The organism is Allobosea sp. CRIB-10, assembly GCF_900112185.1.
Taxonomy (GTDB): Bacteria; Pseudomonadota; Alphaproteobacteria; order Rhizobiales; family Beijerinckiaceae; genus Allobosea.
The window spans coordinates 1-21,099 of the sequence record NZ_FOKP01000043.1; the positions used below are offsets into that span (position 1 = coordinate 1).

Here is a 21,099-nt window from a genome sequence, read left to right on the forward strand (position 1 = left end):
CGGGCTTGGTGTCCCTCAGGGCTGTCGGTCTTCCACCTGCCACCGCAACCGCTGGTATAGCAGATGAGGCAAAATGAGAGTTACAAGGTGTTCGGGAGAGACATCATGAGCCTGAACCCAATCACGCCACTCGCGTCACTGGTCAAACGGCCTACACCTCACCCTGCCCTCTCCTTACAGGAGAGGGTTCCCCGCGCCCTTGTCGGGGCTGTCCGGTTCCCGCAACCATGACCCTCGTTCTCGAACAATTGCTCAACGGCCTGCAGTTCGGCGTGATGCTGTTCCTGCTCGCGGCCGGGCTGACGCTGATCTTCGGCATCATGGGTGTGATCAACCTCGCCCATGGCTCGCTCTACATGGTCGGCGCCTATGCGGCGGCCTTCGCCGCGGCGCAGACCGGCTCGGTCATCATCGCCATCATTGCGGGGCTTGCGGCGGCAGCCCTGGTTGGCATGGCGATGGAGCTCTTCGTGCTGCGCCGGCTCTATGCCCGCGACCATCTCGACCAGGTGCTGGCGACCTTCGCGCTGATACTGATCTTCAATCAGAGCGTGACCCTTTTGTTCGGGCGCCAGCCGCTCTTCGTCTCGGTGCCATCCGTGCTCAATGGCTCGGTCCAGCTGCTGCCGGGGCTGACCTATCCGATATACCGGCTGATCATCATCGCCGTCGGCCTTCTCGTCGCGCTCGGGCTTTACCTCCTGATCAATCGCACCCGCATCGGCATGCTGGTCCGGGCCGGCGCGACGCATCGCGAGATGGTCCGCGCGCTCGGCGTCGACATCCGCCTGCTCTACACCGCCGTCTTCGGGTTAGGCGCCCTGCTCGCCGGCCTTGCCGGGTTGATGGCCGGGCCGATCCTTGCCGTCCAGGTCGGCATGGGAGAGCAGATCCTGATCATGACCTTCGTCGTCGTGGTGATCGGCGGCGTCGGCTCGATCCGCGGCGCCTTCTTCGGCGCGCTGCTCGTCGGCCTCGTCGATACGGTGCTGCGTGCCTTCCTGCCCGGCCTGCTGCGCCAGGTCATGGCCGGCTCGGAGGCCGATGCGCTCGGTGCCGGCCTCGCCTCGATGGGCATCTACATGCTGATGGCCGTGGTGCTGCTGGTGCGGCCCAAGGGACTCTTCCCCGCCAATGTCTGAGGACGCCATCACCCACACCGGCTCCCCCGCGCCGAGCACCGGCCGTGCACTGATGCTGCTCGCGCTGGCGCTCGGGCTGATCGCGCTGCCCTTCCTCGTCCAGGCGCTCGGCCAGCCGGCGCTGGTGCCGCTGGCGACCCGCGTGCTGATCTACGCGATCGCCGCCGCCAGCCTCAACCTCGCGCTCGGTTTCGGCGGGATGGTCTCGTTCGGCCACGCCGCCTTCTTCGGCGTCGGCGGCTATGTCGTCGGCATCCTCTACCGCAATTACGTCGACGACAGCCTCTTCCTCGGCCTGATCCCGGGCACGAGCCAGCTGCTGATCACGCTGCCGGCCGCGATCCTCGTCGGTGGGCTGCTCGCTTTGCTGATCGGCGCGCTGTCCCTGCGCACCAGCGGCGTGCAGTTCATCATGATCACGCTCGCCTTCGCGCAGATGCTGTTCTTCCTGTTCGTTTCGCTGAAAGCCTATGGCGGCGATGACGGCATGACGATCCGGCGCCGCAACGAGCTCTTCGGCCTCAACACCCGCGACGACATCACCTTCTATTTCATCTGCCTTGCCGTCGCCGCGCTGGTCTTCCTGGTGCTCTGGCGCATCGTCGGCTCGCGCTTCGGCATGGTGCTGGCCGGTATCCGCCAGAACGAGCGGCGCATGGCGGCGATCGGGATCGCGCCCTATCGCTATAAGCTCGCCGCCTTCGTCATCTCCGGCATGGGCACCGGCCTCGCCGGGGCGCTGATGGCGAATTATCTGCGCTTCGTCAGCCCGGACATGCTGCACTGGACCAAGTCGGGCGAGCTGATGATCATGGTCATCCTCGGCGGCGTCGGCACCCTGCTCGGCCCGCTCTTCGGCGCCGCCGCTCTCGTCATCCTCGAGACCGTGCTGACCTCCTGGACCGAACACTGGCAGCTCGTCCTCGGGCCGATTCTGCTGCTCGTCGTCCTGTTCACGCAAGGCGGGCTCAACGGGCTGTTCAGCCGTCTCGGAATCGGCAGGAGCGAGCGATGAGCCAGCCGCTTCTCAGTGTCCGCGGCCTGCGCAAGCGCTTCGGCGGGCTGATCGCCACCGACAATGTCGATCTCGACGTGGTCGAGGGCGAGATCCACGCGCTGATCGGCCCCAACGGCGCCGGCAAGACCACGCTATTGACCCAGCTTTTCGGCGAGCTCAGCCATGACGAAGGCGAGATCAGGCTGGAGGGCGAGCCGATCGATGCGCTGGCGACACCGCAGCGCGTCCAGCGCGGTCTCGCCCGCACCTTCCAGATCAACCAGCTGCTGCCCGATTTCAGCATGCTCGACAATGTCGCGCTCGCCGTACAGGCGCGGCAGGGTCACAGCTTCCGCTTCCTTGCCGATGCCCGCCGAGACAAGGGCCTGCGCCAGCGCGCCCGCGAGCATCTGACCACCGCCGGCCTCGCCCATCGCGCCGAGGTCAAGGTCGCCGATCTCTCGCATGGCGAGCAGAAGCAGCTCGAATTCGCCATCGCGCTCGCCTGCGAGCCGCGCCTGCTCCTGCTCGACGAGCCGATGGCGGGCTTAGGCCATGCCGAGAGCGAGCAGATGGTCGCGATGCTCTCCGGCTTGAAGGGCCGCGTCACCATGCTGCTGGTCGAGCACGACATGGACGCCGTCTTCGCGCTGGCCGACCGGATCTCGGTGCTGGTCTATGGCCGCATCATCGCCACCGGCACGGCGCAGGAGATCCGCGACAATCCCGACGTGCGCACCGCTTATCTCGGCGAGGGAGACGCCTGATGCTGAGCGTGCGCAACCTCCAGTCGGCGTATGGCGCCAGCCAGGTCCTGTTCGATGTCGGCCTCGACATCGGCGAGGGCGAGGTCGTCACGCTGCTCGGCCGCAATGGCATGGGCAAGACCACGACGGTGCGCTCGTTGATGGGGCTGTTATCACCCAAGGGCGGCGAGATCAGTTTCGACGGCCGCAAGCTCAAGGGCAACACGCCGGAGGCGATCGCCCGCTGCGGCATCGGGCTCGTGCCGGAGGGGCGGCAGGTCTTCCCGACGCTCACCGTGCGCGAGAACCTCGTCGCCACCGCCGCGAACCGGCTCGGGCGCTCCTCGCCCTGGACGTTGGAAAGGGTTTACTCCCTGTTCCCGCGCCTTGAGGAGCGCGCGGGACAGTCGGCCCGCACGCTCTCGGGCGGCGAGCAGCAGATGCTCGCGGTCGGCCGGGCGCTGATGACCAATCCGAAGCTCCTCATCCTCGACGAGGCGACCGAGGGGCTGGCGCCGGTGATCCGCGCCGAGATCTGGCGCTGCATCGAGGCGCTGAAGGCGCAGGGCCAGTCGATCCTGCTGATCGACAAGAACATTGCCGTGCTCAAGCGCCTCGCCGACCGGCACTACATCATCGAGAAGGGGCGCACGGTCTGGTCGGGCTCCAGCAGCGATCTCGCGGCCAATGCGGAACTGGTGCATCGCTATGTCGGCGTCTGAGAACGAGATCGTCGCGCGCAGCCTCGCGGCCGACCCCGTCGAGGCCCTGCGCGACACGCTGAGCGACATCCTCGTCGGCCTGGTTGCCGCCGGCTGCGGCCCACATCACCTGACTGGCATGGCGTGGGAGAGCTCCAACCCCGCCGCGTTCCATCTCTCGCGCTATACAGTCGAATTGGCCTATCGCGAGGTCTTCGCCGGCTTCCGGCCGCCGATCCGGCTGCGGCCCGGAACCGAAGCTGGCCTGACGGTCCGCGCCCGTTTCGCACCGCCGCAGCCGCTGCCGGACATTGAGGTCGACGGTTATCCGCTGCGCGAGCTCGGCCGGCAGTACAGCCCGCGCCTGCAGGCCGACATGACCGCGCTGTTTCGGCAATGGAGCCGCGAAGGGGCGGCCTTCCGCGCCGGCCATACCGGGCTCGACCTCGCCTATGGCCCAGGCCGCTTCGAGACGCTCGACCTTTATCGCCCAGCTGGTGTGCGGCGCGCTCCGATCTTCGTCTTCATCCATGGCGGCTACTGGCAGGCCTCCGACAAGCTCCAGCACGCGCAGTTCTCGCAGGGGCTGCTCGATGCCGGCTTCGCGGTCGCCCAGCCGAATTACGGGCTGGCACCGGATACACCGCTCGAAGCGAGCATCGGCCAGACCGTCGCAGCGCTGAACTTCCTCGTCCGCGAAGCCGATGAACTCGGGCTCGATCCTGCCGAGCTGCACATCAGTGGCCACTCCGCCGGCGGCCATCTGGCCGCGATGGCGCTGTGCGACCCTGCGTCGCCGTCGGTTGCCTCGGCGCTGCTGCTCTCCGGCCTCTACGATCTCAAGCCGCTCGGCCATCTGCCGATCGGGCGGCTGCTCGGTCTCGACGATGTCGAGCGTGCGACGCGCCTCAGCCCGCTCGGCCGGCCGCAGCCCACCGGCACCCGCCTCGCCTTTGCGGTCGGCGAAGGCGAAAGCGAGGCGTTCAAGCGGCAATCGGCGACGCTGGCCACGGCCTGGCAGGCGCCGGCGCCGCTGATCTGCCCTGGCCATCACTTCAGCATGCTCGATGGACTGAATGGCGGCGCGCTGCTCGACTTGTCCCTGCGGACGATGAAGAGCCGATGACGAGCTGCCACTCGTGGAACAGCGCCTCCTGCGCCACCCGTTACCCGCCCATCATCGCGCCGCCCTCCGCCAGGACGACTGAATCAGGACGTCACACCTCCGACAACGCCGACTGTTTCAATGGGATCGGCGCTTTGGACCCTACAGAGAGCAATCTCGCCATTTGTGAAGGTCAAACCTCAGAAGCGGCGTTGTCGTCGGCCCGCTCGGCAACGGCTGCGCGCATTTCGTCGGCAAAGTCGAGCGCGAGAGCGGACCGGAACCGGCCGCTCGCCCAGACCACGCCGATCTCGTAGAGGACGGCGGGCCGGAACGGCCGCACCACGACGCCGCGGCCGCTGAACTCGAAGGCAGTGAACGGGTCGACGATCGCCACGCCCGCTCCGGCGGCGACGAGCCCGCAGGCGATCATCGAGAGCGGCGTTTCCACGCGCGTCTGCCGCGTGATGCCGGCAGACGAGAAAATTGCGTCGATACGGTACCGCATCGGCGTGGTCTGCTCGAGCGAAACGAAAGGTTCTCCGATAAAATCCTCCGGCTCCAACACGGATTTCTCCGCCAGGCGATGGCCTTCGGGCAGGACCGCGGCACCCGGCACGGGCGTCAGCATGTCGACCTCGATATTGGGGAAATCGAGCGGGCCCTGCGCAAAGCCGACATCGCAAAAGCCGCTGGCGACCCATTCGACCACCTGCGAGGAGATGCTGCCATAGATGGCCGTCTCCAGCCCTGGCCTGTCCAGCATGAAGCGGCCGAGGATACGCGGCAGGAACCCGACATTGAAGGTCGGTAGCGCCGCGATCCTCAGCCGCCCGGACTGTCCTTCGCGCAGGTTCTTCGCCGCCCTTTCGATGCGCTCCAGTCCGACGAACTGGCGTTCAACCTCGCGGTAGAGCGACAAGGCCTCGCTGGTCGGCACGAGCCGCGTGCCGCGCTTCGCGAACAGTTTCAGGCCGAGTGAATATTGCAGGTCATGGATCAGGCGCGTCACCGCCGGCTGGCTGATGTGCAGGGCCTGAGCGGCGGCCGTCACCCCCCCGGTCACGATCACCGTTCGGAAAGCCTCGATCTGGCGTGGATTGAGCATCGTTCCCGTCCCCGCCAGAAACATAACATTTCGGTATGAATTGCGCGAATCATTCGATTTGACCAGTTCGAAACTTGCCCCGACCTTGGCGCATCACTCGAAAACGAGGAGGGGAAGCCATGAAATCGACCATCACATTTGCGCTCGTCGCCAGTACCGCTCTCGCCGGGACCGCTGCATTCGCTCAGCAGAAGACGCTCTACGTCGCCGGCTATGGCGGCTCCTATGAGCAGGTCATGCGCAAGGATGTCATCCCGGCCTTCGAGAAGCAGGCGAACGTCAAGGTCGAGTATGTCGCGGGAAATTCGACCGACACTCTCGCCAAATTGCAGGCGCAGAAGGGCAACCAGCAGATCGACGTCATCATCGTCGATGACGGTCCGGCCTATCAGGCCGTCTCGCTCGGTTTTTGCGGCACGCTGGCGGACGCAGCCATCTATGCCGACGTCGCCCCGGTGATGAAGTTCAAGTCGAACAAGGCGGTCGGCCTCGGCATGGTCGCGACCGGGCTGTTCTACAACAAGAAGGTTTTCGACGAGAACAAGTGGCCGGCCCCGGCCTCGTGGGCCGACCTCAAGGACCCGAAGTTCCGCAAGAAGCTGGTGATCCCGCCGATCAACAACACCTACGGCCTGCATGCGCTGATCGCCTTCGCGCAGCTCGGCGGCGGCGGGGAAAGCAAGATCGAGCCGGGCTTCAAGACGATCAAGGACGAAGTCAACGCCAACGTCCTGGCCTATGAGCCATCACCGGCCAAGATGACCGAGCTCTTCCAGAACGGCCAGGCGGTGGTCGGCGTCTGGGGATCGGGCCGCGTCAAGGCTTTCGCCGACACGGGCTTCCCGGCCGAGTTCGTCTACCCGAAGGAGGGCGGCTATGCGCTCGGCATCGCCGGCTGCCCGGTCGAAGGTTCGAAAAACACCGCCGAGGCCAATGCCTTCCTGCAATACATGCTGACCCCGCCGGTGCAGGTGATCATGGCGGTCGGCGGCGGCTCAGGCCCGGCCAACACCAAGGTCACGCTGACGCCCGAACAGCAGAAGGGCCTGCCCTATGGCGAACAGGTCAAGGCGCTGAAGGCGGTCGACTGGGATGTCGCCAACGACAAGCGCGAGGAATGGACGCGGCGCTGGAACCGCGAGATCGAGCGCTGAGCGCGTTGGTCGATCGGGTCAGAGCCATGTCGCATCTCGTCCTCGAAGGACTGGGCAAGTCCTATGGCGCCGTCACGGCGGTGGAGGGGCTCGACCTCGCCGTCGAGCGCGGCGAGTTCGTCTCGCTGCTCGGCCCCTCCGGCTGTGGCAAGACCACGACGCTGCAGATGATCGCAGGCTTCGTGCCGGTCGATCGCGGACGCATCCTGCTCGACGGCGGCGATCTTGCCGCCGTCGCCCCCAACCGGCGCGGCCTCGGCATCGTCTTCCAGAGCTATGCGCTGTTTCCGCACATGACCGTGGCCGAGAACATCGCCTTCGGCCTCGAGATGCGCGGCATCGCCAGGGACGAACGCGAGAAGCGCACTCTGGAGGCGATGGCACTCGTCGGGCTGAAGGGCTTCGCCGATCGCTATCCGCGGCGCATGTCGGGCGGCCAGCAGCAGCGTGTCGCTTTGGCCCGCGCGCTGGTCATCAAGCCCGCGCTGCTGCTGCTCGACGAACCGCTCTCCAATCTCGACGCCAAGCTGCGCGAGGAGATGCAGGGCGAACTGCGCCAGATTCAGCGCACGATCGGCACCACGACCATCCTGGTGACCCACGACCAGCACGAGGCAATGGCGCTGTCCGACCGCATCGTGCTGATGAACCAGGGCCGCGTCGAGCAGATCGGCGCGCCCGATGCCGTCTATGGGCGGCCGAGCAGCGCCTTCGTCGCCAACTTCCTCGGCAAGACCAACATGCTGAAGGGGCAAGGCACCGGGACCGGGCAGGTCTCGATCGACGGCTTCGCCGTTGCGGTCGAGGGCGCGGGCGCCGGCCCGTTGACGCTGGCGGTCAGGCCGGAACGTCTCGTCGTCATGCCGGCCGGTACCGCCGGTTTCGGCGGGCGGGTCAAGGGCCGCGTCTTCCAAGGCTCGTACTGGCTGCTCAGTATCGAGAGCGCCGCCGGGCCGCTGATCGTGATGCGCGGCAATGACGGGACTGCAGTGCCGGTCGAGGGCGAGGCCGTGAGCCTGTCCTTCGCCACCGGCGACGCTGCGCTCCTCAAGGACGGAGCGGCGTCATGAGCCTCGCCGTCAGCGAACGCAACGCACCCTATTGGCTGACGGCGCCGGGGCTGCTCGTCTTCCTCGGCCTCGTCATCATCCCGCTCGGGATGACCGCGCTGCTCTCCTTCTATGACTGGGGGCAGTACAAGGGCATCGTACCGACCTTCACCCTGAAGAACTGGGTCGAGATCGCGACCGACTCCTATTTCTTCGAAGTCTTCCTGCGCACCTTTCGCATCGCGATCGTGGTGACCCTCGCGACGGCGCTGATCGGCGTGCCGGAGGCCAATATCCTGAACCGGATGTCGCCGGCCTGGCGCAGCATCTGCATGCTCGTGGTCATCGGCCCGCTGCTCGTTTCGGTCGTGGCGCGCACGCTCGGCTGGGCGTTGCTGCTCGGCTCGACCGGCCTCGTCAACCAGGGATTGATGGCGCTCGGGCTGATCGGCTCGCCGCTGGAGTTCATGTTCACCGAGACCGGCGTCGTCATCGCGCTGACGCATGTCCTGATCCCGTTCATGATCCTTGCGGTCTGGGCTTCGCTGCAGCGCCTCGATCCGCAGATCGAGAATGCGGCGATGTCGCTTGGCGCCGGCTGGTGGACGATCTGGCGGCGCGTGATCCTGCCGCAGATCGTGCCGGGCATCCTCTCGGGCGCGATCATCGTCTTCGCTCTCGCTGCAAGCGCCTTCGCCTCGCCGGCGATCATCGGCGGGCGCCGGCTCAAGGTCGCGGCGACGCTGGCCTATGACGAGTTCCTCAACACGCTGAACTGGCCGCTCGGCGCCGCGGTCGCGACGCTGCTGCTCGTCGCGCTCGTCGCCATCATCGTCGGCTCGAACCGGCTGATCGAGCGCCGCTACGCACAGGTGTTCGAATGAGACGCAACGGCTCCTTCGCGGTTCTCTTCCACCTCCTGTTCGTGGTGTTCATGCTGGCGCCGCTGGCGATCGTCTGCATCGTCGCCTTCACGCCCGAGGGCTATCTCTCGCTGCCGACACGGGGCCCGAGCCTGCGCTGGTTCAAGGCGATCTTCGACTATCCGGAGTTCCTGCGCGCCTTCTACACCTCGCTCTGGCTCGCAGCATTGTCCTCGACCATGGCGATCACCCTCGCGGTACCGGCGGCGCTAGCCATCGCGCGCTATCGCTTCCCGGGCCGGGAGGCGATCACCGCGCTGTTCATGTCGCCACTGATGGTGCCGCATGTCGTGCTCGGCATCGCCTTCCTGCGCTTCTTCTCGCAGATCGGCCTGTCCGGCACCTTCACCGGTCTGGTGCTGAGCCATGTCATCGTCATCCTGCCCTTCGCATTGAGACTTGTGCTCGCCGCCTCCTACGGCATCGACCGCCGGATCGAGCACGCAGCGATTTCGCTCGGAGCCGACACGATGACGGTGTTCCGGCGAGTGACGCTGCCGCTGATCCTGCCGGGCGTCGTCTCGGGCTGGCTGCTCGCGGCGATCAACTCCTTCGACGAGGTCACGATGACCGTGTTCATCGCCTCGCCGGCCACCACCACGCTTCCCGTACGGATGTTCCTCTACATCCAGGACAATATCGATCCGCTGATCGCGGCCGTCTCCACCTGTCTCATCGTGCTCACGGCAGGGCTTCTCTTCGCCCTCGACAGACTCTACGGGCTCGACCGCCTTTTCGTCGGATCCGGAAAGGGCTGACTCATGACCATCAACGGCAATCGAAACGAGGGCGACGTCGTCGTCATCGGCGGCGGAGTGGTCGGCGGCGCCATCGCGCTCGGCCTTGCCCGCTCGGGCGCGCAGGTCATCGTCCTGGACGAGGGCGATGTCGCGTTCCGGGCCTCGCGCGGGAATTTCGCGCTGGTTTGGGTCCAGTCCAAGGGCCTCGGCCTGCCGGAATACGCCCTCTGGACGCGTTGCTCGGCGCAGGACTGGCATGAGCTCGCGGCGATCCTGAAGGAGGAGGCCGGCATCGACGTCGCCCACAGCCAGCCAGGCGGCTTCGTACCCTGCCTGTCCGAGGCCGAGCTGGAGAAGCGCGTCACCGCGATGCGTCGTTTGCACAATCAGCCGGGGCTTTCGGATTTTCCCTACGAGATCCTCGACCGTGCCGAGACCAAGCGTCGCCTGCCCGACATCGGCGAGGATGTCGTCGGCGCCCTCTACAGTCCGCTCGACGGCCATGTGAACTCGCTCAAGCTGTTCCGGGCCCTGCGCGAGGCGAGCGCGCGGCACGGGGTCGACTACCGGCCCAATCATGCGGTCGCAACGATCGCTCCTCGTGACGGAGGCTTTCGCGTATCGGGTGCCTGGGGCGAGGTCGGTGCCGGCAAGATCGTGCTCGCCGCCGGGCTCGGCAATGCGCGGCTCGCGCCGATGGTCGGGCTCAAGGCGCCGGTGAGGCCGAGCAAGGGGCAGATCATCGTCACCGAGAAGACCGCCCCGTTCCTGCATCATCCGATGGGGACGATCCGCCAGACCGACGAGGGCGGCATCATGATCGGCGACAGCCAGGAGGATCGCGGCTTCGACACGATCGTCGGCCAGCCGGTGATCTCGGTGATGGCCGAGCGCGCGGTGCGCACCTTTCCGCGGCTCGCCGGCCTCAATGTGGTGCGCACCTGGTCGGCACTGCGCGTGATGAGCCCGGATGGCTTCCCGATCTACGAGCAGTCGCAGAGTCATCCCGGCGCTTTCGTCGCCACCTGCCATTCCGGCGTGACGCTCGCCGCAAACCATGTCCTGACGCTCGCCCCCGCCATCCTCGCCGGCGAGCTGCCGGCAGCGGTCGCGAGCTTTTCCGCACGGAGGTTCCATGTTCCGGTCCATGCGTGACGCTGGGGGCGGCACCAGGCTCAGCTTCACCTTCGACGGAAGGCCGCTGTCCGGGCGCGAGGGCGATACGGTCGCGGCCTCTCTGCTGGCGAACGGCATCGCGATCTGCCGCGAGACGCCGGTCTCCGGCGCGCCGCGCGCTCCCTATTGCCTGATGGGTGTCTGCTTCGACTGCCTCGTCGTCATCGACGGCGTCGGCAACCGGCAGGGCTGCCTGGTGCCGCTGCGCGAGGGCATGCGCATCGAGACACAGCATGGTCGGCGCCAGGCCGAGGAGGTGCTCGGATGAAAGCCGTGACTGCGATCGACCAGTTCGAAGAGAGCTACGACCTCGTCGTGGTCGGGGCTGGTCCGGCTGGTCTCTCGGCCGCCGCGCGGGCGGCGGAACTCGGCATCGGCGTCCTGCTCGTCGACGAGAACCCGGCGCCGGGCGGACAAATCTACCGCGCGATCACGACAACGCCGGTCGGCGATCGCGAGGTGCTCGGCGCCGATTACTGGCGCGGCGCGGAGATCGTTGCGCGCTTCGAACGCGCGCAGGCCGGCTACGCCGCCCGCTGCACGCTCTGGTCGATCGGGCCGGACGAAACGGCAGCCGAGGGCGAGGCCTTCGAGATCGGCCTGTCACTGGATGGCCGCGCCCGGCTGATCGGCGCGAGGCAGCTCATCCTGACGACCGGCGCGCAGGAGCGGCCCTTCCCGATTCCCGGCTGGACCTTGCCCGGGGTGATGACGGCCGGCGCGGCGCAGATCGCCTTGAAGAGTGCCGCGATCGTTCCGGCTGGCCGCACCGTGCTCGCCGGCTGCGGCCCGCTGCTCTATCTGCTCGCCGGCCAGCTCGCGGCGGCCGGAGCCGAGATCGTCGCCGTGCTCGACACCACCCCGCGCGGCAACTGGCTGAAAGCAGCTGGGGCGCTGCCGAATTTCCTGCGCTCGCCCTATCTCGCCAAGGGGCTGAGGTTGATGGCCAAGGCGCGGCGCTCGCTGCGTTTCGTCGGCGGCGTCACCGGACTTGCCGCGGAAGGCGAGGGCAGGCTGGCTTCGGCCCGCGTTGCACGCGGCGATGCTGCCGAGATTATCGCCTGCGATACGCTACTGCTGCATCAGGGCGTGATCCCGAGCGTGAACCTGTCCAACGCCGCCGGCTGCGCGCATGATTTCGACGAGGCGCAGCACTGCTGGGTGCCACGCTTGGATAACTGGTTCGGTTCGTCCGTGCCCGGCATCGCCATCGCCGGCGATGGCGCAGGCATCGGCGGCGCCGAAAGTGCTGCTTTGCGTGGCGAGATCGCGGCGCTCGGGGCAGTGCGGCGGCTCGGCCAGATCGATTTGGCCGAGGGCGATCGGCAGGCCGCTCCGCTGCGGAGCGAGCTCGAGCGCGCATTGCGCGGCCGGCGCTTCCTCGATCTGCTCTACAAGCCGGCGCCGCAGTTCCTCGCCCCGCCGCAGGACGAAACGATCATCTGCCGCTGCGAGGAGGTCACGGCCGGCCAGGTGCGCGACACCGCGACCCGCCTCGGCGTCACCGGCCCCAACCAGATGAAGGCCTTCCTGCGCTGCGGCATGGGGCCGTGCCAGGGCCGCCTCTGCGGACCGACCGTGGTCGAACTGATCGCGCAGGCGAATGGCACCACGCCAGCCGAGGTCGGCTATTACCGCCTGCGCCCGCCGGTTAAGCCGGTCACGCTCGCCGAGCTCGCGGCCCTGCAGCAGACCGAAGCCGCAGTGAAGGCGGTGGTCCGGTGAGCGCAGCGCCGACCAGCGCCGACGTCATCGTCATCGGCGGCGGCATCCATGGCTGTTCGACGGCGCTGCACTGTGCGCTGCGCGGCGCGTCGGTCATCCTGCTGGAGAAGGATCATGCCGGCCGTCATGCTTCCGGCGTCAATGCAGGCGGTGTCCGCCAGCTCGCACGCCATGTCGCGGAAATTCCGCTCTCCAACGTCTCGATGGCGCTCTGGCACCGGATCGGCGAGCTGGTCGACGATGATTGCGGCTTCACCTCGGACGGCCAGGTGCTCGTCGCGGAGACCGAAGAGGATCTGGCGAACTGCAAGGCCCGGGTCGACGACCTGACGCTGCGCGGCTTCCACCACGAAGAGCTGATCGACGGCAAGGAGCTGCGCCGGCTGGTGCCGGCCGTGTCCGAGAGCTGCCCTGGCGGCGTGATCTCGCGACGGGATGGGGCGGCGATCCCCTTACGCGCGACACAGGCCTTCAAGCGCAAGGCGCAGGAGCAGGGTGCCAGCATCCGCGAGGGCGTGCGTGTCGAGAAGGTGTCGCGGGACGGGAAGACTTGGCGCGTCGCCACCAATGTCGGTGACTTCCTCGCCCCCCGCCTCGTCAACGCCGCCGGCGCCTGGGCCGATCGCATCGCGGCGGATCTCGGCGAGCCCGTGCCGCTCGAGGTGATCGCGCCGATGCTGATGATCACCGCACCGCTGCCGGCCTTCATCAAGCCGGTCGTGATCATGGTGAGGCGTAAGCTCTCGTTCAAGCAGTTCGGCAACGGCACGGTGCTGATCGGCGGCGGCTATAGCGGCCGGGCGCTGCGCGACGAGAACCGCACGGTCCTCGACTGGCGCAAGCTCGCCACCAATGCCGGCACGGTCTGGGATCTATTCCCGCTCATGCGCGGCGTCCCGATCGTCAGGGCCTGGGCCGGCATCGAGGCGCGCATGCCCGACGACCTGCCGGTCTTCGGGCCGAGCGCAAGGTATGAGGGCCTCTACCACCAGTTCGGCTTCTCGGCCCATGGCTTCCAGCTCGGCCCCGGCGCCGGCGCGGTCATGGCGGAGATCATCGCCACCGGTCGGAGCAACGTGCCGATCGACGGGCTCGGCATCGCCCGTTTCACTCAGCAGGCGCCTTAGCGCCTTTCGACCCAGGAGAACACCATGGCCATCAAGCGTTCCATCCGCACGCCGATCCAGAACCGCATCGTCGAGACCGGCAACCTCGTCTTCGTCGGCGGCGTCATCGCCGACGACACGACGCAGTCAATGGGGCCGCAGACCCAGAACATCCTCGCCAAGATCGAGGGCTATCTCGGCGAGGTCGGCCTCGATCGCAAGGCGATCGTGGCCGCGCAGATCTTCGTCACCGACCTCTCGCAGAAGAAGGAGATGGACGCCGCCTGGACGGGCTTCTTCGGCGACGACATGCCGACGCGCGCCACGGTCGGCGTCACGGATCTCGGTGGCGGCGCGATGATCGAAGTGGTCGTCACCGCGGCCCGCGCCTGACGCTGACTTTCGGGCTGAGCGCCGACATCTGCTTCTGGCCGATATCGTCGAAAAAGTCGGCGTTGCTGCGGGTGTGAAGTCGTGATTCGGTCGCCCTGGCTGAGGGCGGCGCGATGCCTCTGAACCTGGCCTATCGAGTGGAAGGAGGCACTATGCGCCAGGTTCACCATGGGAGCGCCACCAGCTCAGGCGACGGACGGGGGCGATCGGCGCCTTCGCGCCGAAGCTGCGGTTGGTGTCGGGCAGGGTTGAGGCCAGGGCGAGACGTGTGCCGCGCGCCTTCTTCCGAAAAGCGGATTCCACTTTTCGGTCCGATGCTCTAGTCTCGCGGCAGGCTACGGGCGGTAAAATCGCAGGATTCCTGGGCAATGGCGGCGACGCGCTCGGGCAGCGGCGAGACATCGTCCTTACGGTGCACGGCGTAATAGCGCAGCGGCGGGATCGGCGGCTCGGTCCTGATGACGCGCAGATGGCCGCGGCCGATCTCCGGCTCGAAATAGCTGGCGGTCAGGAAGGTGACGCCCAGCCCGGCGGCCGCGAGCCCGGCGAGCACGTTCAGGCTGTTGCATTGCACGGCGCGGTTGATGTCGAGCCCGTTCGCCACCGCCCAGTCCAGTACCAGCTTCTGCAGGCCGGACCCTTGAGTCTGGGTCAGGATCGGGTATTTCGCCATCTCTCCGAGCGGGATCGTCTCCTCCTCAGGGCCGAAACCCGGCGCCGAGACCCATTCGAGCTGGACCGCATCGAGCGGCAATCTGGTCAACTCGGTCGCTTGCGGTGGATCGAGTCCGATGACGAGATCGAGCTCGTTGGTGCCGAGCTTGCCGAACAGGTCGACGCTGGCGGCGACCTCCGGCACCGGAACGACATTCGGATAATCGCGCTTCATCGCCACGATCAACTTGGGCAGCCAGGTCAGGGCGACGAGCTCGGTCGTGCCGAAGCGGAACGGGCCCGAGAAGGTCGCCGCGCCGCCTGCCGCCTCACGGAAGCGCGGTTCCAGCGCCAGCATCTCGGCCGCGATCGGCAGGCTGGCCTCGCCGGCCCGCGTCAGACGCAGAGCGTGGCTCGTGCGGTCGAAGAGCGGCCCGCCGATCACCGCTTCGAGCTCGATGATCCGCTTCGACACGGTCGATTGCGCCAGGTGGAGATGCCGTGACGCCTCGGTGAAGCCGCCGAGCCTGGCGGTCCAGTAGAAGGCCTCTATCTGCCTCAGGCTCGCCGGCATCGCATTCTCCCCGCCCGCCATCATCTTTCGAGATGAAGAAAAGCGATGGCTAGCGAGAAATATATTCGCTTTCTGTCATTAGCACTATGTCACATAATTTCCGAAACCAAGCTCCCTGGGACGGAATATTCCATGCCGCTGATCGGCCACCGTATCAATCCGAACAGCCCTGCCGTCCCGGAGGCGGTCCTCGACGGCTTCCGGACCGCTCCGGTCTCGATCATCTCCGATGTGATGAACCGCCTGCACGGGACCAAAGCGTTGCGGCCCTATCATCGCTCCGGCCGGCTGATCGGCACGGCGGTGACGGTCAAGACCAGGCCCGGCGACAACCAGACCCTGCACCGCGCCTATGAGCTGCTGCGTCCCGGCGACGTCCTCGTCGTCGATGGCGGCGGCGATCTGATCCAGGCGCTGGTCGGCGAGATCATGATGAGCCGCGCGCGCAAGATGGGCGTTGCCGGCTTCGTCATCGACGGCGCGATCCGCGATGTCGACGCTTTCCTGCAGTCGGACTTCCCCTGCTACGCCCGCGGTGTGACTCATCGCGGCCCATACAAGAGCGGGCCGGGCGAGATCAACGTGCCGGTCGCGATCGACGGCATGGTGGTGATGCCGGGCGATGTCGTGGTCGGCGATGCGGACGGCGTCGTCGCCTTCGACCGGGCCGACGCGGCCGAACTCCTCGATCTCGTCCGCCAGCAGGAAGAGCGGGAGGCGAATGCGCTCGCCGCGATTGCCGAGGGCAAGGTCGATACGTTCTACATCGGCGCCGGAAAGGCCGCGTCATGACGATCGCGGCCATTCCGCTTTCCGCGCGTGTCAACCGGATCAAGCCTTCGCCCAGCATGATGGCGCGCCTGCGCGCCCAGGAGTTGCAGGCGCAGGGGCGCGACATCATCGACCTCACCACCGGCGAGCCCGATTTCGATACGCCCGCCCATATCCAGGCCGCGACGACCGCCGCCATGGCCGCCGGCGAGACGCGCTATGCGCCGGTCAACGGCACGCCCCGCCTGCGACAGGCGATCATCGCCAAGTTCGCTCGCGAGAACGGCGTCACCTATGCCGCCGACGAGATCGTGGTCGGTAGCGGCGCCAAGCAGGTGATCTTCAACGCGCTGGCGGCGACGATCGGCGAGGGCGACGAGGTCATCGTGCCCGCGCCCTATTGGGTGTCCTATCCCGACATGGTGCTGGCCTGCGACGGCACGCCGGTGATCTCCGTCTGCGGCGAGAATGCCGGCTTCAAGCTCACTGCCGAGGCGCTCGAAGCCGCGATCACGCCGCGCACGCGCTGGCTGATCCTGAACACGCCCTCGAACCCGACAGGCGCCTTCTACTCTGCCGCCGAGATGACGGCGCTGACCGAGATACTGAAGCGCCACCGCCATGTCGCGCTGATGACCGACGACATCTATGAGCATATCCGCTTCGATGGCGGCGAGCCGGTCTGCCCGGTCGCGATCGCGCCTGAGCTGCGCGAGCGCACCTTGCTCGTCAACGGCGTCTCCAAGACCTATGCGATGACCGGCTTCCGCATCGGCTACGGCGCCGGGCCGAAAGCCCTGGTCAAGGCGATCAACGTCATCCAGTCGCAGACGACCTCGGGCGCCGCCTCGATGTGCATGGCGGCCGCGGCTGCGGCGCTGGAGGGCGACCAGAGCTTCGTCGGCGAGGCGCGCAACGCCTATCGCCGGCGGCGCGACCGTGCGGTCGAGCTGCTCGACGCCATCGACGGGATGAGCTGTCTCAAGCCCGACGGCGCCTTCTATGTCTATCCGAGCTGCGCCGGGCTGATCGGCAGGCGCCGGCCGGATGGGCGGGCGCTCGAGAGCGATCTCGATGTCGCCCTCTACTTCCTGGAGGAGGCCGGCGTCGCCGTCCTCGACGGCTCGGCCTATGGGCTCTCGCCCTATCTGCGCCTGTCGATCGCGACCTCGCTCGGGGCGATCGAGGACGCCTGCGCCCGCATCAGGACGGCTTGCGATGCACTGCAACGATCATAACAACAGGGGATGACGATGAAGCTCTTTTCGGTTCTCGGCCTTGCGGCCGCTCTCGCAGCCGGCCTCTCCGGCGTCGCCCGGGCGGACCAACTCGCTGACATCAAGGCGCGCGGCAAGCTGATCTGCGGCACGCTCGGCACTTCCGAGCCGTTCTCCTTCCAGCACCCGCAGACCCGCGAGATCGTCGGCTACGACGTCGACATCTGCAAGAAGGTCGCGGATGCGGTCGGCGTCCCGCTCGAACTGAAGACGATCGCCGTCGAGGCCCGCATCCCCGAACTGCTGCAGGGCCGGGTCGACATCCTCGCCGCCAATCTCGGCTATACGCCCGAGCGCGCCCAGCAGATCGACTTCTCCTATTCCTATTTCGTCAGCCAGCAGAAGCTGCTGACCACCAAGGAAACCGGCATCACCACCGCCGAAGGGTTCGCCGGCAAGAAGATCACCGCGATCAAGGGCTCCTCCTCCGAGCAGGGCGTGCGCCGGCTGATCCCGACGGCCGAGACCGTGACCTTCCAGGACACCTCGTCCGCCTTCCTGGCGCTGGCGCAGGACAAGGTCGACGGCTTCTGTGCCTCCGAGCTGATCCTGGTGAAGCTCGCCAAGCAGTCGAAGGTGCCGATGGTGGTGATCGAGAAGTCGCTCTTCGTCGAACCCTGGGGGCTCGGCTTGCGCAAGGGCGAGCCGGCCTTCAAGACGCTGGTCAACGAGACCCTCGCCAAGGCCACCGGCTCGGGCGAGATCGACAAGACCTTCTCGAAATGGTTCGGCCCGGGCACGGCCTTCGACATCAAGCGCGACTATCCGATCGAAGAGATCAAGGGCTGATCTGCAAGGGTTGATCTGACAGCGGGGCATCGGGAGCCGGTCGATGGGCTACGTCTTCGATCTCGGCAGCGTGCTGAGCGGGAAATATCTCGACTGGTTCCTGATCGGCATCGCCACCACGCTGGCGCTGACGGTTGTGGCCTGGTGCCTCGCCATAGCGATGGGGATCATCCTGACGCTCGTCCGGATGATCCCGTTCCGGCCGCTCGGCTGGTTCGTGGCGCTTTATGTCGAGTATCACCGCAACGTCCCGCTGCTGGTCCAGATCTTCCTCTGGTATTTCGGCGTGCCCTCGCTGCTGCCGCGCCCGGCCCGGCAGTGGATCAACGCCCATCACGGCGAGTTCCTGCTGGCGGCGATCGCGCTCGGCCTCGCTGCGGCGGCCTATGTCGCCGAGGATATCCGCAGCGGCATCCGCTCGATCCCGAAGGCGCAATACGAGGCGGCCCGCTCGATCGGCTTCGGCTATCTCGGCGCGATGGGCTATGTCGTGCTGCCGCAGGCGCTGCGCATATCCGTGCCGCCGCTGATCAACCAGACGCTGCTGCTGTTCAAGAACACCAGCCTCGCCATGGCGATCGGCGTCGGCGAGCTGACCTATCGAACCCGCGAGGTCGACAGCTACACCTTCAAGACCTTCGAGGCCTTCGCGGTCGCGACCGCAGTCTATCTCGCCATCTCCTTTGCCATCATGGCGCTGGGCAGCTGGTCCGGTACCCGCCTCAAGCTCGAGACGCGCTGATGCTCGAGATACTCCAGAACAACTGGCTGCTCTTCCTGATCGGGCAGTACCCGCACGGGCCGATCGGCGGCCTTGCCATGACGCTGTTCATGGCCACGATCTCGCTGGCGCTGTGTTTCCCCTTCGCGATCGGCCTGGCGCTGGCGCGCCTCAGCCCCTATCGCTGTCTGCGCCTGCCGGCGACCGCGATCGTGCACACCGTGCGCGGCCTGCCGCTGGTCATGTTCATCTTCTGGGCCTATTTCGTCTCGCCGCTGATCATCGGCCGGGCGGTCGGCGGGGTCGAGACATTGGTGATCGCGCTCGTCGTCTACGAGGCCGCCTACCTCTCCGAGATCATCCGCGCCGGCATCGAGGGCCTGCCCAAGGGGCAGACCGAGGCGGCGACCTCGCTCGGCCTGCGCTACTGGCCGACGACGATCAAGGTCGTGCTGCCGCAGGCGCTGCACAACATGCTGCCGAGCATGGTCAGCCAGTTCGTCTCGACCATCAAGGAGACCTCCCTCGGCTATGTGATCAGCGCGCACGAGCTGACCTTCGCGGCGGCCCAGGTCAACAACGTGCTGCTGACCCAGCCTTTCGAGGTCTACGGCATCCTGGCGCTGACCTATTTCGCGCTCTGCTTCGCGCTGACCTCGCTGGCGCGCCTGATCGAGCGGCGTATCTCGGCCGGCCGTGGCGGCACGCCCGGCATCGTGGTGGCGGCGTGAGGCAAGCATGATCCGCTTCGAGAGCGTCGACAAATGGTTCGGGCCGCTGCAGGTGCTGGCCGACGTCTCCGGCGAGGTCGGCCGTGGCGAGGTCAAGGTGCTGGTCGGCCCGTCCGGCTCGGGCAAGTCGACCCTGATCCGCACCGTCACGCGCCTGGAGCGTATCCAAAGCGGGCGCGTGCTGGTCGACGGCGCCGATATCGCCGGCCGCGGGCTCGACATCAACCGGCTGCGCCAGCGCGTCGGCTTCGTCTTCCAGGCCTACAACCTGTTCCCGCATCTCAGCGCGCTCGGCAACATCACGCTCGGCCTGACCAAATTGCGCGGCCTGTCGAAGGCCGCGGCACGCGAGCGCGCCATGGAAGAGCTCGCCCGCGTCGGGCTGGTGGAGAAGGCGAACGAGATGCCGGGCCTGCTCTCGGGCGGGCAGAGGCAGCGCGTCGCCATCGCCCGCTCCCTGGCGATGGATCCCGAGGTGATGTTGTTCGACGAGCCGACCTCGGCACTCGACCCGGAAATGGTGGGCGAGGTGCTGGCCGCGATGAAGCGGCTCGCGGCGGGCGGCATGACCATGATCTGCGTCACCCATGAGATCGGCTTCGCCCGCGAGGTCGCCGACGAGATCTGGTTCATGGAGGCCGGCAAGGTGATCGAGCGAGGACGGCCGGCCGAACTGGCGGATGCCGAAGCCTATCCGCGGCTGGCGAGCTTTTTGCGGAACATCCGAGGCTGAGTGCATCAGGAGCCGAATTTGGCGCACAAGCCCATTGCGGCCATGGACAGGCCGGCGAACAGGGACATGCCCCGGTCGCTGAGGCCGGTCGCCGCATGGATGTCCGAAGCCAGGGGCGCCACACCGGCGAGGAAGGGCCTGAGATTCAGGCCGATCAGCACGACCGCAAGATAGATTGCAGCTCCCAAAGCCGGCCAGGCGGTCACCGGAGAGGCGAGGATCGCATGGCTCGCACGGATGGGCTACCAGGCGGGCAGCGGGCGGTAGCGACGCTCGGCGACGAGGTCGCTGACGAAGCTGGCGCCGGCAGCGGCCTCCTCGCGCAGCCTGTCGATGTCGATCGTCGGGAACTCTCCGTCGGAATACAGGATTTTTCCGGCGACGATCGTCGTCTTGACCTCGGCCCGTGAGGCATAGCGAAGCAGCTCGCTCGACAGATGCTGGGAGGACATCATGTGCGGCCCGCTGCCGTCGAGCACGACCATGTCGGCCGCTTTGCCGGCCTCCAACGAGCCGATCAGATCGTCGCATCTGAGCACCGAGGCAGTTGTATTATTATAGTAGTAATTATTCTGATTCGACAGCGATGAACCGGCGAGTTGCGTTTCTGTTAGATTGATCTGAAGCACTTTAATATCATTAACGATATCAAGCTCCTGATCCAAATCGTCTCGGCGATCGACATTTTCCGCTATGGTCGAGACTCAACGCAGCCAGTAGGCGACGAGAGCGGCGAGGCAGAGCGAGGCCAGATAGTTCCTGGCGAGCTTGTCGTAGCGGGTCG

Annotated in this window: 24 protein-coding genes; 20 read left to right on the forward strand and 4 right to left on the reverse strand. The window is 66.8% G+C overall.

Annotated features, from left to right (window positions below; translation table 11 throughout):
- Positions 1-227 precede the first annotated feature (227 nt).
- Genes BMZ69_RS29640 through BMZ69_RS29660 form a run of 5 tightly spaced genes read left to right on the forward strand, consistent with a single transcriptional unit; the run spans position 228 to position 4,712 of the window.
- Positions 228-1,142 carry a branched-chain amino acid ABC transporter permease gene (locus BMZ69_RS29640; RefSeq protein ID WP_092163614.1) on the forward strand — a complete coding sequence of 305 codons (915 nt, stop codon included), beginning with the start codon at positions 228-230 and terminating at the stop codon, positions 1,140-1,142.
- Entirely contained in the window at positions 1,135-2,157 is a 1,023-nt protein-coding gene (locus BMZ69_RS29645) for a branched-chain amino acid ABC transporter permease (protein ID WP_175507040.1), read from the forward strand. The genes BMZ69_RS29640 and BMZ69_RS29645 overlap by 8 nt, the downstream gene beginning before the upstream one ends.
- The gene (locus tag BMZ69_RS29650) at positions 2,154-2,906 is read left to right on the forward strand and encodes an ABC transporter ATP-binding protein (RefSeq protein ID WP_092163616.1); all 753 of its coding nucleotides are present in this window, start codon (positions 2,154-2,156) and stop codon (positions 2,904-2,906) included. Before BMZ69_RS29645 ends, BMZ69_RS29650 begins: the two co-directional genes overlap by 4 nt.
- On the forward strand, positions 2,906-3,607 hold the full coding sequence (locus BMZ69_RS29655; RefSeq protein WP_092163617.1) for an ABC transporter ATP-binding protein: 702 nt from the start codon (positions 2,906-2,908) through the stop codon (positions 3,605-3,607). Before BMZ69_RS29650 ends, BMZ69_RS29655 begins: the two co-directional genes overlap by 1 nt.
- Positions 3,594-4,712, forward strand: a complete 1,119-nt coding sequence (locus tag BMZ69_RS29660) for an alpha/beta hydrolase (RefSeq protein ID WP_175507041.1) — start codon at positions 3,594-3,596, stop codon at positions 4,710-4,712. Before BMZ69_RS29655 ends, BMZ69_RS29660 begins: the two co-directional genes overlap by 14 nt.
- A gap of 172 nt (positions 4,713-4,884) precedes the next feature.
- Here the strand turns inward: BMZ69_RS29660 and BMZ69_RS29665 are convergent, their stop codons facing one another.
- Positions 4,885-5,799, reverse strand: coding sequence for a LysR substrate-binding domain-containing protein (locus BMZ69_RS29665; RefSeq protein WP_092163619.1), 915 nt, complete (start codon positions 5,797-5,799; stop codon positions 4,885-4,887).
- A gap of 119 nt (positions 5,800-5,918) precedes the next feature.
- Between BMZ69_RS29665 and BMZ69_RS29670 the strand changes: the two genes are divergently transcribed.
- From BMZ69_RS29670 to BMZ69_RS29710, 9 genes are read left to right on the forward strand one after another with little or no spacing between them, the layout of a single operon-like run.
- Positions 5,919-6,953, forward strand: coding sequence for an ABC transporter substrate-binding protein (locus BMZ69_RS29670; RefSeq protein WP_092163620.1), 1,035 nt, complete (start codon positions 5,919-5,921; stop codon positions 6,951-6,953).
- Positions 6,954-6,979: 26 nt separating this feature from the next.
- Positions 6,980-8,023, forward strand: coding sequence for an ABC transporter ATP-binding protein (locus BMZ69_RS29675; RefSeq protein WP_092163621.1), 1,044 nt, complete (start codon positions 6,980-6,982; stop codon positions 8,021-8,023).
- On the forward strand, positions 8,020-8,886 hold the full coding sequence (locus tag BMZ69_RS29680; RefSeq protein WP_092163622.1) for an ABC transporter permease: 867 nt from the start codon (positions 8,020-8,022) through the stop codon (positions 8,884-8,886). Before BMZ69_RS29675 ends, BMZ69_RS29680 begins: the two co-directional genes overlap by 4 nt.
- Positions 8,883-9,683: an ABC transporter permease gene (locus BMZ69_RS29685; protein ID WP_092163623.1), complete on the forward strand. Its 801-nt coding sequence runs from the start codon at positions 8,883-8,885 to the stop codon at positions 9,681-9,683. The genes BMZ69_RS29680 and BMZ69_RS29685 overlap by 4 nt, the downstream gene beginning before the upstream one ends.
- Positions 9,684-9,686: 3 nt before the next feature.
- Positions 9,687-10,820, forward strand: coding sequence for an NAD(P)/FAD-dependent oxidoreductase (locus tag BMZ69_RS29690; protein WP_092163624.1), 1,134 nt, complete (start codon positions 9,687-9,689; stop codon positions 10,818-10,820).
- The gene (locus tag BMZ69_RS29695) at positions 10,801-11,109 is read left to right on the forward strand and encodes a (2Fe-2S)-binding protein (protein WP_092163625.1); all 309 of its coding nucleotides are present in this window, start codon (positions 10,801-10,803) and stop codon (positions 11,107-11,109) included. The genes BMZ69_RS29690 and BMZ69_RS29695 overlap by 20 nt, the downstream gene beginning before the upstream one ends.
- A complete protein-coding gene (locus BMZ69_RS29700; protein ID WP_092163626.1) occupies positions 11,106-12,566 on the forward strand; it encodes an FAD-dependent oxidoreductase in 1,461 nt (486 codons plus the stop codon). Before BMZ69_RS29695 ends, BMZ69_RS29700 begins: the two co-directional genes overlap by 4 nt.
- Positions 12,563-13,693: an NAD(P)/FAD-dependent oxidoreductase gene (locus tag BMZ69_RS29705; protein WP_092163627.1), complete on the forward strand. Its 1,131-nt coding sequence runs from the start codon at positions 12,563-12,565 to the stop codon at positions 13,691-13,693. The genes BMZ69_RS29700 and BMZ69_RS29705 overlap by 4 nt, the downstream gene beginning before the upstream one ends.
- A 24-nt stretch (positions 13,694-13,717) precedes the next feature.
- Positions 13,718-14,065 (forward strand): RidA family protein, encoded by a 348-nt coding sequence (locus BMZ69_RS29710; protein ID WP_092163628.1) that lies wholly within the window; start codon positions 13,718-13,720, stop codon positions 14,063-14,065.
- A gap of 319 nt (positions 14,066-14,384) precedes the next feature.
- On the opposite strand, the gene BMZ69_RS29715 is transcribed toward BMZ69_RS29710, so the two are convergent.
- Complete coding sequence (locus BMZ69_RS29715; RefSeq protein ID WP_175507042.1) at positions 14,385-15,293, reverse strand: LysR family transcriptional regulator; 909 nt, start codon at positions 15,291-15,293, stop codon at positions 14,385-14,387.
- A gap of 132 nt (positions 15,294-15,425) precedes the next feature.
- On the opposite strand from BMZ69_RS29715, the gene BMZ69_RS29720 reads away from it, so the two are divergent.
- From BMZ69_RS29720 to BMZ69_RS29745, 6 genes are read left to right on the forward strand one after another with little or no spacing between them, the layout of a single operon-like run.
- The gene (locus BMZ69_RS29720) at positions 15,426-16,085 is read left to right on the forward strand and encodes an RraA family protein (protein WP_092163630.1); all 660 of its coding nucleotides are present in this window, start codon (positions 15,426-15,428) and stop codon (positions 16,083-16,085) included.
- Positions 16,082-17,302: an aspartate transaminase gene (locus tag BMZ69_RS29725; protein WP_210188123.1), complete on the forward strand. Its 1,221-nt coding sequence runs from the start codon at positions 16,082-16,084 to the stop codon at positions 17,300-17,302. The genes BMZ69_RS29720 and BMZ69_RS29725 overlap by 4 nt, the downstream gene beginning before the upstream one ends.
- A gap of 15 nt (positions 17,303-17,317) precedes the next feature.
- Positions 17,318-18,130: an ABC transporter substrate-binding protein gene (locus tag BMZ69_RS29730; RefSeq protein ID WP_092163637.1), complete on the forward strand. Its 813-nt coding sequence runs from the start codon at positions 17,318-17,320 to the stop codon at positions 18,128-18,130.
- A gap of 43 nt (positions 18,131-18,173) precedes the next feature.
- A complete protein-coding gene (locus tag BMZ69_RS29735; RefSeq protein ID WP_092163631.1) occupies positions 18,174-18,872 on the forward strand; it encodes an amino acid ABC transporter permease in 699 nt (232 codons plus the stop codon).
- On the forward strand, positions 18,872-19,582 hold the full coding sequence (locus BMZ69_RS29740) for an amino acid ABC transporter permease (RefSeq protein WP_092163632.1): 711 nt from the start codon (positions 18,872-18,874) through the stop codon (positions 19,580-19,582). Before BMZ69_RS29735 ends, BMZ69_RS29740 begins: the two co-directional genes overlap by 1 nt.
- A gap of 7 nt (positions 19,583-19,589) precedes the next feature.
- Positions 19,590-20,315, forward strand: coding sequence for an amino acid ABC transporter ATP-binding protein (locus BMZ69_RS29745; RefSeq protein WP_092163633.1), 726 nt, complete (start codon positions 19,590-19,592; stop codon positions 20,313-20,315).
- Positions 20,316-20,320: 5 nt separating this feature from the next.
- On the opposite strand, the gene BMZ69_RS29750 is transcribed toward BMZ69_RS29745, so the two are convergent.
- Complete coding sequence (locus BMZ69_RS29750) at positions 20,321-20,521, reverse strand: hypothetical protein (RefSeq protein WP_092163634.1); 201 nt, start codon at positions 20,519-20,521, stop codon at positions 20,321-20,323.
- Between the two features lie 36 nt (positions 20,522-20,557).
- A complete protein-coding gene (locus tag BMZ69_RS29755) occupies positions 20,558-20,980 on the reverse strand; it encodes an amidohydrolase family protein (protein WP_175507043.1) in 423 nt (140 codons plus the stop codon).
- Positions 20,981-21,099 lie beyond the last annotated feature (119 nt).